Raw genomic sequence first — 11,249 nt, 5'->3', positions numbered from 1 at the left:
TTTGACCATGCCAATCACATCAGAGCCACGTTGCCGCGCTGCTTTCAAGACCCAGGCGGTGCTGCTGGGCGCTATATTGCTGAGCGAAATCTACATCGAAGCGCGCCGCCCCGCATAGCGTCGCGAGCCCACCGGTACTGCACACAGACCATGAACAGAGCACCCGTCACTGCGAGCCCCCCGAATCGGGCCCGGTACCGCACACGGACCTTGAACAGAGACTTCGTCACTGCGAGCGTAGCGCGGCAGTCCATGCAGTCCGGGGACATGGATTGCTTCACTGCGTTCGCAATGACGGGGCTGGTGTTCGCAATGACGGGGCTGGTTCGCAATGACGATGTTCTTACGCGTTTAAGATATTTTGTATGGATAATCGAATAAATACCGATTATCCATGCACAAATAAGTTTTTATGAACCTCGACCAACAAGTCCGCGCGTTTGGTAGCGTGCCGTTCAGCCACGGTTCGCTGTTGCCGCTGTTGCACGATTACAAGCGCCCCAACGACAAGATTGCCCGCTGGCTGGCCGACGGGCAGTTGGTACAGTTGCGCCGGGGTTTGTATGTGCTGGGCAACGGCTGGCGCACGGCACCGGTCTCTTTGCCCTTGCTGGCCAATGTGCTGATGGGGCCGTCTTATGTGTCGCTGGAGTTTGCCTTGAGCTGGCATGGACTCATCCCGGAGGGCGTGCGGGAGGTGAGCTCGGTCACGTCACGACGGGGGCGGCTTTTTGATACGCCCCTGGGCCGTTTTTCTTATGCGCATGTGCCGCTTGCGTGGTTTGCGATCGGGGTGCGGATGGAGGCGGGCCCGGATGGCTTGTCGTTCTTGATGGCCAGCCCGGCCAAAGCCGTTTGCGACAAGCTGGTGCTGACCCGCAGGCTCCAGGCGGCCAGCGGCAAAAGTATGCGTGCGTTTTTGTTCGAAGACCTCCGCCTGGAGCCCGAGGCGGTGCGCGGGCTGGACCAAACCGTGATCCGGCAATGCTTGGCAATCGGGCTCAAGCCGCGGCATTTGCTTGCGCTGCAAAAATGCGTGGAGGCGATGCAATGAGCGGTGTGGTGGAACAGATGTTGCAGCAGTACACAGCGGGCACGCAAGAAGATGCCGTCCAGGCCTTGCGCGAGGTGATGCAGGAAATTGCGCTGGCCGGACTGTACCGTGGCGGCTTTTTTGACAAGGCAGCGTTTTATGGCGGAACCTGCTTGCGCATATTCCACGGTCTGCCTCGTTTTTCAGAAGACCTTGATTTTTCACTGCTGCACCCGCAGCCGGATTTTTCTTTCGCGCCTTATTTCAGGAGCCTGAAGCAGGAGTTTGCTGCCTTGGGGTTTGAGGTCGAATTGAATGAAAAGGAGAAGACCGCAAAGACCGGTATCGTTTCTGCCTTCCTGAAAAACAACTCGACCGTGTATGACTTGAAGGTGATGGGCAAAAGAACCATCAAGATCAAGTTCGAGGTGGATACTGATCCACCCTTGCGTTTTTCCACGCAGGAGAACCTGCTGATTCAGCCGTACTCGTTTTACGTCAAGTGTTTTTCATTGCCCGATTTGTTCGCCGGGAAGATGCACGCCCTGTTGTACCGGCAGTGGCAGAACCGGGTGAAGGGGCGTGACTGGTTTGATTTCGAGTGGTATGTCAGAAAAGGTACGCCGCTGAGTCTGCAGCATTTCCTTGAGCGCGCCCGGCAAAGTGGTCACATACAAGCCGACACCCTGGAGCCGGCGCAGTTCAGTGACTTGCTGCGTGAGCGGATTGGGCGCCTCGATGTTGATTCGGCACGCGAGGATGTCGTTCGCTTCATTCGCGAGCCAGACCAGCTCAAAATTTGGTCCCGCGACTATTTTCTTAAGTTAAGTGCCATGGTCCGTTATGCGTGACCGCGCAAAAGTCATGGATTGGTGTATGGCGCGCAGTACGCGCTGGGCATAGGGCTGGTGATGGGGCTGGTCGAAGTGGTCAGGCTGGCCCACCTGGCTGGCACCGCTGTGCGCCATTACGGTCACGGTGCCGGCGCGTTTACTATATTTACGACGTGCCGGGCGGCTCCGAGCGCGGCTCGCACGCGCACAAGCACCTGCACGAATTCATCATCGCCATGTCGGGCAGTTTTGACGTGGTGCCATCATCGCGGTGCATCTGTACGGGCAGCCGGCCTATGCCGATGCCGGTTACCGCAGCGGCGACTTTCCCATTGCCGAGCAACTGCACCGCGAGGTCTTGAGCCTGCCCATGTACCCTCAGCTCAGTCAGCACGCATTGACCCACATCATGGCGGCTGTCATGGCACACCAAGCTGCCGCCTGAAACAAGTTGCCCGGCAGAAAAAGGCAAAATAGCACTTTCGCAACTTTCTTTGGAAGCCAACATGAATGACCTACTTCAAGCCCATGAGACTGATCTGGTACCCGCAAGCGGTCTGCCACTGACGCCGCCACGCCAAGGCCGCCACGGCGCGCAACGCCTGTTGCGTGCCGCGACCGCATTGGCGCTGGCAGGCTTGGTGGCGCTCATGGCCGGTTGCGCCACTGAGGTGGCGAAAGACGAAAAACGCCTGGTCTGGCCCGAACCACCTGAAATAGCCCGCATCGAGTTCATCCGGACGCTCAAGAGTGACAAAGACGCGGGCGTTGACAGCAGCGTCGGCCAGGGCATGCTCAACTTTCTGGCAGGCGAAACTTCTTCCGTAAACAACATTGTCGACCCCATGGGGCTGGCCGTGTCTGAAGACGGCAAGCGTCTTTATGTCGCCGATTACACCCAATTGGCGGTATTCGGCTTTGACTTCGAGAAAAAAAGCTTTCTGAAAATTGGCGGCCCGAGCGCCCCGCTGGGTGGGCCGATGGGCGTTGCGCTGGACGGCGCAGGCAACATTTACGTGGCCGAGAGCTTCAAAAAGGGCGTCGGCGTATTCGACCCCACGGGCAAGCCCCTGAACTTCATTACCGACCCCACCATGAACCGGCCTGTCGGGTTGGCCATCGACATCCCGCGCGGCAAACTTTATGTGGTTGACAGCGGTCGGGTCGATACCGAAGAGCACAGGATCAAGATTTTTGATTTGCAGGGCAAACTGCTGGGCAAAATCGGCAACCAGATTGGCGACGTCGAGGGTTCTTTCCTGTTTCCCACCTTCATCAGCGTGGATGCCAAAGGCAATGTGTACGTGGCCGACACGCTCAATTCGCGCGTGCAGATGTTCGACCCTGACGGCAAGTTTGTCCAGATCTTTGGCAAACGCGGCACGGCCCCCGGCCAATTTGACAAACCCAAGGGGGTTGCCACCGACACCTTTGGCAATGTTTACGTGGCCGATGCTGCCTGGAGCAATGTCCAGATATTTAACCCCAAGGGCCAGATACTGATGTTCTTTGCTGGCCGAGGCACCTACCCTGGGCTCATGCAAAACCCCACGGCCATGACCATCGACCGGCAAAACCGCATTTATGTCTCTGATGGGATCAACCAGCGGGTCAATGTGTACCAACTCGTCAACACCAAGGCCGAAGACAACCAGGCCACCGAACCCGCCAAATAAACCATTGGCATACACCTGCCGCCGGGGCGCTGACTTTGTTGTCAGCGCCCCTTTTCTTGAGGTTACAAAAAGGTGACATTGGGCAAGATTTTTGCTGAAGCAGGTTACCAAAACGAAACCATTTTGCCTCCAGTGGCATGCCTTGCCCGTCTTTTTGCGGCAGTTCCCCAGTGGCAGCAGCAGTTGGCCCGCTATTTGCTTGTATGTTCACGTCCGGGGTTGTACCAGGACAGTTAATTCAAACCTAGGAGTATTCAGTCATGAAAGTTTTAAAGAGTGTCCTGGCTGTCAGCTTGGCGCTGGCAACCTGCGGAGCCGCCATTGCCTCGGATGGTGGCGCTGGCATGATCAACGGCCGTCACGATTTCGTCAACCGCAGCAATTTCTTGGGGGCACAAGCAGGCGGCCCAGGCGTAACAGTCGGTCTGTGCACTTACTGCCACACGCCGCACAGCGCAGTCACAACGGCCCTGTTGTGGAACAGGCGCGCAGTAGCCACAACCTACACTTGGGATGAAGCCAAGACCAGTGCCGGCACGCCCTATGCCGAAATTGAGGGCGTAACCAACAAAGGCCCATCGGTCAAGTGCCTGGCTTGCCACGACGCGTCAGTCGCTATTGGTGACGTCGCCTGGTACAAGGGAAAAGATAACGTTGTCTATAACAGCTTCAAAGTCGGTGACCAACCCACTGATTACGATGGCGTCACCTTTGCCGAGACTGCTGCAAGGCCGCAATTCGTGATCGGCTCGGGTGGCGCTCTTGGTATGAAGGGCAATCACCCCGTCGCTATGCCATACCCCGACCAGCCAGACGCTAGTTACGGCGGTGTTACCAGCCAAGCAGTTGTTGCTGATTACAGGGCTCCCGCCGATGCTCACCAAGTGAGCCCGACCACGGTCGGCGGCGGTAAAGAAGGCGGAACTGGTAAATACAGGGTCATTGCCGGTGCTGAGAATTCGTATGTCAAGCTATACCAGCAGGTTGGCACGAATGCCCCGGTGGCTGGTGTTGCAGCCGGTAACACCGGTATTGAGTGCTCGTCATGCCATGACCCGCACAACAAGCAAACTGTGGACGACTGGATGTTGCGCGGCAAGGCGCAAGGCTCGTCAGTGGCAGATGGTTATATCTGCGTGCAATGCCACAGCAAGGGTGATGCAGTTTCCGGTACCGTAGGTACCCCAGCACTGTAGGCAACCCCTGAGCACTGCTTCAGGCGTTTTTTGATCGTTACCATGAGGGGCGCTGACTTGCGGGTCAGCGCCCTTTTTCATTGCACTGCGGAACCATTTGCAGATGCTTCTTGTCTGATGCCTTTTTAGTTACAAGTCTTAGCTGCCATGGCTTATTCTGAACCACTCGCCTGGGCTGCCCGGTCACGCCTTTTTTGGTGCCGTGCAGTGCAGGTGGCCCTGCTGCTGCCGCTGTTGGCGGCCTGCAGCAGCTCCTCGCCCTTGATGGCGATGCTGTTCGACATACCGCCGCCGGAACAGGCGCAGTCGTCGGAGCCACCACCGCGCCAAGCCCGGCGCCGCCTGCCACCGCCGCCACCTGAATTTGTTGTGCCCAAGGCCATACTGGAAAAATACGAGGCCATTGCCAAAGCGGGGCCGCCACCCGACTGGCCAAAAATTTTTGAGCAATTGCCCAAAGACGACGAGGACAACATCGACTGGGCGGCTGCGCTCGAGAGCAAGCTTATTGCGCCCAGAGGCGTCATCAATGACAAGGACAAGGATATTGGCAAGACCATGGATGACGACATCGAGCTCGCCACTTCGGGTAAACCCAATCGGATGGTGATTTTTTCGCACAAGGTGCACACCCAGTGGCTCACTTGCACCAATTGCCACAGCAAGATATTCAAACGCGAGGCTGGCACCGCCAAGATCACCATGGACGCCATCGACGACGGCCAGTACTGTGGTGTCTGCCACGACAAGGTGGCGCTGGCCCAGCCTTCGGGCTGCAAGGGTTGCCACAAGCCCATCAAGAAATCATGAAACGCACCCTCAGCTCATTCATCGCGCTGGCATGGCTGCTTGGCGGCGCCTTGGCCATGGCCACCGAGCCGATGCTTGGCGACTTGCGGTTTGAACGCAAAACCACGGGCGACGAAGACTTTCCGCCGGCCATCTTTTCGCACTGGAAGCACCGCGTCAAGTTCAAGTGCTATGTCTGTCACAACAAGACGATGGGTTTTGAGATGAAATTGGGCAGTGCAGCCATCACCATGTCGCTGATTGATCAGGGCAAATACTGTGGTGCCTGTCATAATGGCACGCCCGGCTTGGCCTTTGGCGTAAGCTTTGATTATTGTGCCCGATGTCATAAAAAATGAGGCTATTGCCTGGCTCGCCAGTCCTATTCACACTGATCCTGATCTTTGCTGCGCTGCACACCTCTGCATCGGCGGCGCTGAATTGGCAAGTTGGGCGCGGTAGCTGGAAAGGGGGCCTCGGGCTGCGCTATCTACAGGCCAACACCACGGCCGAGTCTGACCGGGGCACTGCTTCTGATTCTTCGTCACAGACCCTGTCCGAAAACTTCTATCTCAATGGCAGCAGGCTGTATGTGCTGGACCCGCGCCTGGTCACGATCAACCTTGGCTTGAGTCTCAGCCTTAACCAATTCGATCTCAGCAGCACGTTCGCGAACGACAGCGTTGCAGAAAGCGGCAATTCAAACAAGTGGCTTGGTTACAAGTTCGAGGCCGACTTTCTGAAGGAAAAACCCTACAGAGCCAGGTTTTACGCCAACCGTCAGCAAATCGAAACACAGCAGTCCTTTGGCGCGCGCAGCACAGGGGTCACTGACAATTTGGGTCTCCAACTGGTGCTCACCGACAAAAGCGTGCTGACAGATTGGGGCTTTCGGTGGTTCAGCGCCTCATTGGGGTTGGCCCAGAGCAAGCGTTCGTCAACCACCAGCTTTCTGGACTTTAGTTCACAAGACGAAAGCTCGCAACGCACGCTGAACTTCGCGGCCAGCAAGGGCTTTATCAACGCAGACTTGGCGTTTAATTATTCTCTTGCAGAAAGCGAAACTGCGCTGCAGCGGCAGAGCAACCCGCGCAGCCAGACGGCCACGCTGAATTACAGCGTTGACTTTGGCCCGGGACTCAACCGCCAGTTTAATTCCGGCGTGGTCTATCGCACCACAAGCGGCGGGTTACCCAACAACAGGCTGGAAGCCGATGCCAAGCTGCACATTGACCATTACCGAAACTTGTCAAGCGAATACACCTACGAGTTCAATCGGCTGGACCGGGACGACGATGGCGATGCAACAGGCTTTGTCAGCAGTGAGCACATTGGCACGGCTTCGCTGTCGCATCAGTTGTACCAGAACCTCAACAGCTCGGTGAGCCTGAACGTCAATCAGGGTTCTGCGCCCAATGGTTCCTGGTCTTCTTACGGTGGCGCGGTGGCCCAAGGTTATTCTCATGGCCTGCCCGGCGGGGGGCGTTTGGGCCTGAGCTGGTCGGGTAGCTACAGTCACGTCACGAACGCGCTGCGCAGCGGCAGCATCGACATCATTGGCGAAGCGCATATTGCACCCCCCATGGCTGCCCCAGGTTTTTTGCTGGCAAATTCTTTTGTCATTCGCAACAGCATTGTGGTGTTCAATCTGCGCGATGGCTTGCCTGGAAAACTGATGACTGAGGGTCAAGAATACAGAATTGTGGAGGAAGGCGACCGCGTCCGCATTGAACCCATTTACGGGGCGGGTGCCATTGCCGGGTCAACCACCGAGCCGATTTTGCCGGGCGACCCGCTCGAGGTGAGTTATAGCTACCAGGTTGATGCCGACGCGACTTACCAAACCCTCGACACGGGTTATGGTGCCACGGTCGATTATGGTTGGTTCGGGGCCTCATACCAGCATCAGCAATCAGAATTCGAGCCACTGGCCGGGGAAGTCCAATTTGTGCGCGATACCCGCACTGACACGACCAGCGTTTGGCTTAATTTTCGAGGTGTCTGGCTTGGCGTCAACACATCTGCCAACGCCAGGCACACGCACCGCGAAGCCATCGAGTCTCGGGGCCCGCGGCAGGAGGACACCACCAGGTTGAGGCTGCAGGGCAGTAGCCGGGTGCGCCAAATGGACCTGACGGGCTCGGCAAATTTCGAGAGGTACCGCGCCACGCTGCAGGACTACGATTCACGCAACTTGAGTGCCAACCTGTCATGGCGTCCAATGGCCAGGAGTTACAACAGTTACAACTGGCGCCTCGGGCTCAGTGCCAACGCCAGTGACATTTATTTTCCAAGGACGGCGCGCCAGAGCGGGACGCGCGAATTGCGTGGCGCCCTTGACTGGCGCACCCCCACTGGCTGGCAGAATCGTGCCTTTGCGGCGCTGAAAACCCGAAGCGATGACACAAGAACCAGCCAGACAGCCGCAGAACTTGGCGCAAATACGAGCAAGCGCTATGGCAAAATCATCATGAATGCAAATGTATCGCTCGTGCAGGTGCAAAGCGGGGGCACCACGATCAACAGTCAGCACTTTCAAATTAATGTCCTGAGAGAATTCTATTGATCAAGCTGCTGAAAAACTGGCTCCTGGTACTGCTGCTGCTGGCTGGCGGCTGCAGCACGCCTGTGCCCACGCCGCCCATTGACCCCGCCAGCCTGGCCGCGCTGGTCTGGCCCAAGGCACCTGAGCAAGCCCGCATCCGCTACCTGCAAAGTGTGGCCGGTGCGCAGGACTGGGGCATTGAGCGCACCTGGCTGCAGCGCCTGGGTGACGCCTTGATGGGTACCAGCGCACAGCAGTTTGTGCGGCCATCGGCCGTGGCCGAGGCGGCTGGCGTGCTGTATGTGGCCGACCCCGGCGCGCAGTCGCTGTGGATTCTGGACCGGCCGAACAAGCGCGTAACCCAACTGAAAGAAATTGGCGGCGCGGCGCTGGTGTCGCCGGTGGCACTGGCGCTGCGGGCTGACGGCGCCGTGTTTGTGGCCGACACGGCACTGGCCAAGGTGTTTTTGCTGGGCCGCGACGGCACGCTGTTGCGCGAGTTTGCCACGCAGGGGTTGGAGCGCCCGGCAGCGCTGGCCTGGAGCGAGGCCGCGCGGCGGCTGTATGTGCTCGACAGCAAGCGCCACCGCATTACGGTGTTTGACGGCAATGGTGCCCTGCTGCGTCACATGGGCGAGAGCGGGCGCGGGCCTGGCCAGTTCAATCACCCCACGCACATGGCATTGGCTGCCGATGGCACGCTGCTTGTTACCGACGCGCTTAACTTTCGCATTCAGGCGCTCAGCCAGCGTGGCGATTTCTTGTGGAAGTTCGGTCATCAGGGCAACGGCAGCGGCGACTTTGCTGCGCCCAAGGGCGTGGCAGTGGACGCTAACGGACACTATTATGTGGTCGATGCGCTCTTTGATGTGGTGCAAATTTTTGACCAGAGCGGCCAGTTGCTGCTGGCTTTTGGCGAACGCGGCGAGCAGCCGGGCCAGTTGACGCTGCCGCGTGGCCTGTTTATTTCAGCCGAAGACAAGGTGTATGTGGCCGATGCCTACAACCAGCGCGTGCAGGTGTTCCAGGGCGTGATTGCAACGGCAAAGGAGCCAACAAAATGACAACACATCGAGACAAAGCCCATCCAGTCATCGTGTGGCCCGTTGCACTGGTGGGACTGTTGCTTGTGGTGCTGCTCTGTTGGGCAACGACCGTTAGTGCCGGCGACGGGCTTGCCAATACCAGGCACAACTTCACGTCAACGGGCCCGGGCAACTTCAAGGTACCAGAAACCGAGACCACAGGGCTTTGCACGTTTTGCCACACGCCGCACAACGCCAACCCGTCGCGGGCGCTGTGGAACCGGGCGCTCTCAGCGGCCAACTACACCTTGTACAGCAGTTCCACGCTCAAGGCCGTGCCGACGCAACCCACCGGCAGCTCGCGCCTGTGCCTGTCTTGCCACGATGGCACGCTGGCCATGGGCACGCTGCTGCGTCCGCCAGGCGGTGTGCAATACACGGTGGGCAAGCTCACCGGCACTGGCGTGCTTGGCACCGACCTGTCCAATGACCACCCCATCTCATTCACCTACGACAGTCAGTTGGCTGCCAATCGCGGTGAGTTGGTGGACCCGCAGGGGGCACCCAAAGAACTGCACCTGGACGTGGGCGGGCAGGTGCAATGCACCAGTTGCCATGATGCGCATATCGATCGCGCCAAGTTCATGCGCTTTGACCCGATCAAGGGCGCGCTTTGCACCACCTGCCACCAGCCCACAGGTTGGGCCGACACCAGCCACGCCACCTCGGATAAAAAATGGCGCGGCACTGAGGGCACCGACATCAACCCCTGGCCGAGCGGCGGCTACGACACGGTGCAAGACAATGCCTGCATGAGTTGCCATCGAAGCCATGCCGCTGGGCACGGCAAGGGCTTGCTGGCGCAAGTCGGCGAGACAGACAATTGCACCGTGTGCCATAACGGCAAGGTGGCCAATGAAGACTTTAATTTGGCCCTTGAATTTACCAAGCCGTCGAGCCACCCGATCGACACCGACCCCTGGATCCACGAGCCCAAGGAAGACGCCAGTTTGATGCCCCGCCATGTGGCTTGTGTTGACTGCCACAACCCTCACGCGGCCGATGCCGGCACCGCTACCGTGCCCAACGTCAGCGGGCCGTTAAAAGGTGTGCGCGGCATCAATCAGGCTGGCAGCCCGGTGGCGGTGGCTACTTTTCAGCAAGAAGTTTGCTACAAGTGCCACGGCGAAGGCCTGAGCCAAGCCACCACCCCGCGGATCGTTCGCCAGGACAATCAGCGCAATGTGCGGCTGGAGTTCGACCCGGCCAACGCGTCTTACCATCCGGTGGCGGCGGCGGGCAAAAACTTGACCATCCCCGATGAGAGCTTTGTCACAGGCCTGGGGCTGACGTATCTGAGCCGCATTGGCTGCGGCAGTTGCCATAACAACAATGAGTGGACTGCCGGTGGCAACAATCCCGCCGGGCCGCACGGCTCCGTCAATGAGCCGCTACTGGAGCGCAAGTACAACGCCGGTGGTGGGCTGATCTTGGAGTCGGCCGATGAATTTGCGATGTGCTACAAATGCCACGATCGCAACGTGCTGCTGGACCCGAACACCAGAAGATTTCCGCATTCGATTCACTTGGACCCCACCAAAACGGCCCAGGCGTCCTGCGCGGTGTGCCACGATGCGCATGGATCACAATCGAATCAACGGCTGATCAACTTCATGCTGTTCGATGCCAACGGCGCCAAGGTGGTGGAGCCTGATCCGAACGGTAGACTTAGCTTTACCAAGACGATACAAGGTGGCAATTGCCAGCTGGCCTGCCACGGCATGGTTCACAAGCAGGGTGTCAACAAGTATCCGTAGGCGCAATGGATCGCCACGCTTCGCTTGCTGTGAACAGCCCCGTCATTGCGAACGCAGTGACGCAATCCATGACTGCAGAAGTCATGCGTTGCACCATGTGCGCCACATGCTACGGTAAGCGGCTTCGAGCTGCCGGGTGATGGCGGCGCTCTGGCATTCGGGCGCGTTCATGCGCGCGCGCAGCGATTGGCGCACCGCATCGAGCGCGGGCAGGTCGTTGGCGAACTTGATGGCGCAGTGCAGGTAGTCGTCTTCGCTTTGACAGACAAATTCGCTCAGGCCCACCCGCGACAGGTGCGCCGCACACAGGCGCGCCACAGGCTGCTCGCCGGCCA

At 58.6% G+C, this 11,249-nt stretch carries 10 protein-coding genes and 2 pseudogenes; 11 read left to right on the top strand and 1 reads right to left on the bottom strand.

What is annotated here, in order from left to right:
- Positions 1-412: 412 nt before the first annotated feature.
- The 11 genes and pseudogenes from IBX54_RS08580 (at position 413) to IBX54_RS08530 (ending at position 10,914) form a co-directional block, all read left to right on the top strand.
- Positions 413-1,054: a hypothetical protein gene (locus IBX54_RS08580; RefSeq protein ID WP_296542251.1), complete on the top strand. Its 642-nt coding sequence runs from the start codon at positions 413-415 to the stop codon at positions 1,052-1,054.
- Positions 985-1,884, top strand: coding sequence for a nucleotidyl transferase AbiEii/AbiGii toxin family protein (locus IBX54_RS08575; RefSeq protein WP_367141821.1), 900 nt, complete (start codon positions 985-987; stop codon positions 1,882-1,884). The genes IBX54_RS08580 and IBX54_RS08575 overlap by 70 nt, the downstream gene beginning before the upstream one ends.
- Positions 1,881-2,114, top strand: a pseudogene (locus IBX54_RS15245) (WxcM-like domain-containing protein); the annotation flags it as partial. The gene IBX54_RS08575 and the pseudogene IBX54_RS15245, both read left to right, overlap by 4 nt.
- A gap of 23 nt (positions 2,115-2,137) precedes the next feature.
- Entirely contained in the window at positions 2,138-2,311 is a 174-nt protein-coding gene (locus tag IBX54_RS08565) for a DegT/DnrJ/EryC1/StrS family aminotransferase (RefSeq protein WP_296542250.1), read from the top strand.
- A gap of 61 nt (positions 2,312-2,372) precedes the next feature.
- Positions 2,373-3,542 (top strand): SMP-30/gluconolactonase/LRE family protein, encoded by a 1,170-nt coding sequence (locus tag IBX54_RS08560; protein ID WP_296542249.1) that lies wholly within the window; start codon positions 2,373-2,375, stop codon positions 3,540-3,542.
- Between the two features lie 260 nt (positions 3,543-3,802).
- Entirely contained in the window at positions 3,803-4,738 is a 936-nt protein-coding gene (locus IBX54_RS08555) for a hypothetical protein (protein ID WP_296542248.1), read from the top strand.
- Positions 4,739-4,885: 147 nt separating this feature from the next.
- On the top strand, positions 4,886-5,548 hold the full coding sequence (locus IBX54_RS08550; protein WP_296542247.1) for a c(7)-type cytochrome triheme domain-containing protein: 663 nt from the start codon (positions 4,886-4,888) through the stop codon (positions 5,546-5,548).
- Positions 5,545-5,886, top strand: a complete 342-nt coding sequence (locus IBX54_RS08545; protein ID WP_296542246.1) for a cytochrome c3 family protein — start codon at positions 5,545-5,547, stop codon at positions 5,884-5,886. The genes IBX54_RS08550 and IBX54_RS08545 overlap by 4 nt, the downstream gene beginning before the upstream one ends.
- On the top strand, positions 5,883-8,093 hold the full coding sequence (locus IBX54_RS08540; protein WP_296542245.1) for a hypothetical protein: 2,211 nt from the start codon (positions 5,883-5,885) through the stop codon (positions 8,091-8,093). Before IBX54_RS08545 ends, IBX54_RS08540 begins: the two co-directional genes overlap by 4 nt.
- Positions 8,090-9,136: a hypothetical protein gene (locus tag IBX54_RS08535; RefSeq protein ID WP_296542244.1), complete on the top strand. Its 1,047-nt coding sequence runs from the start codon at positions 8,090-8,092 to the stop codon at positions 9,134-9,136. The genes IBX54_RS08540 and IBX54_RS08535 overlap by 4 nt, the downstream gene beginning before the upstream one ends.
- Positions 9,133-10,914 (top strand): cytochrome c3 family protein, encoded by a 1,782-nt coding sequence (locus IBX54_RS08530; RefSeq protein WP_296542243.1) that lies wholly within the window; start codon positions 9,133-9,135, stop codon positions 10,912-10,914. The genes IBX54_RS08535 and IBX54_RS08530 overlap by 4 nt, the downstream gene beginning before the upstream one ends.
- 81 nt (positions 10,915-10,995) lie before the next feature.
- On the opposite strand, the pseudogene IBX54_RS08525 reads toward IBX54_RS08530, so the two are convergent.
- A pseudogene (locus tag IBX54_RS08525) lies at positions 10,996-11,249 on the bottom strand (glycosyltransferase); the annotation flags it as partial.

The sequence above is a fragment of the Rhodoferax sp. genome, assembly GCF_014859475.1.
GTDB lineage: Bacteria > Pseudomonadota > Gammaproteobacteria > Burkholderiales > Burkholderiaceae_C > Rhodoferax.
The sequence above is the reverse complement of the archived record's forward strand: the minus strand, read 5'-3'. Positions and strand labels throughout refer to the sequence as shown.

What these genes read in the sequence shown, in the direction of transcription:
- IBX54_RS08580 (WP_296542251.1), top strand. Translation starts at nt 413, where the DNA reads ATGAACCTCGACCAACAAGTCCGCGCGTTTGGTAGCGTGCCGTTCAGC.
- IBX54_RS08575 (WP_367141821.1), top strand. Translation starts at nt 985, where the DNA reads ATGCTTGGCAATCGGGCTCAAGCCGCGGCATTTGCTTGCGCTGCAAAA.
- IBX54_RS08560 (WP_296542249.1), top strand. Translation starts at nt 2,373, where the DNA reads ATGAATGACCTACTTCAAGCCCATGAGACTGATCTGGTACCCGCAAGC.
- IBX54_RS08555 (WP_296542248.1), top strand. Translation starts at nt 3,803, where the DNA reads ATGAAAGTTTTAAAGAGTGTCCTGGCTGTCAGCTTGGCGCTGGCAACC.
- IBX54_RS08550 (WP_296542247.1), top strand. Translation starts at nt 4,886, where the DNA reads ATGGCTTATTCTGAACCACTCGCCTGGGCTGCCCGGTCACGCCTTTTT.
- IBX54_RS08545 (WP_296542246.1), top strand. Translation starts at nt 5,545, where the DNA reads ATGAAACGCACCCTCAGCTCATTCATCGCGCTGGCATGGCTGCTTGGC.
- IBX54_RS08540 (WP_296542245.1), top strand. Translation starts at nt 5,883, where the DNA reads ATGAGGCTATTGCCTGGCTCGCCAGTCCTATTCACACTGATCCTGATC.
- IBX54_RS08530 (WP_296542243.1), top strand. Translation starts at nt 9,133, where the DNA reads ATGACAACACATCGAGACAAAGCCCATCCAGTCATCGTGTGGCCCGTT.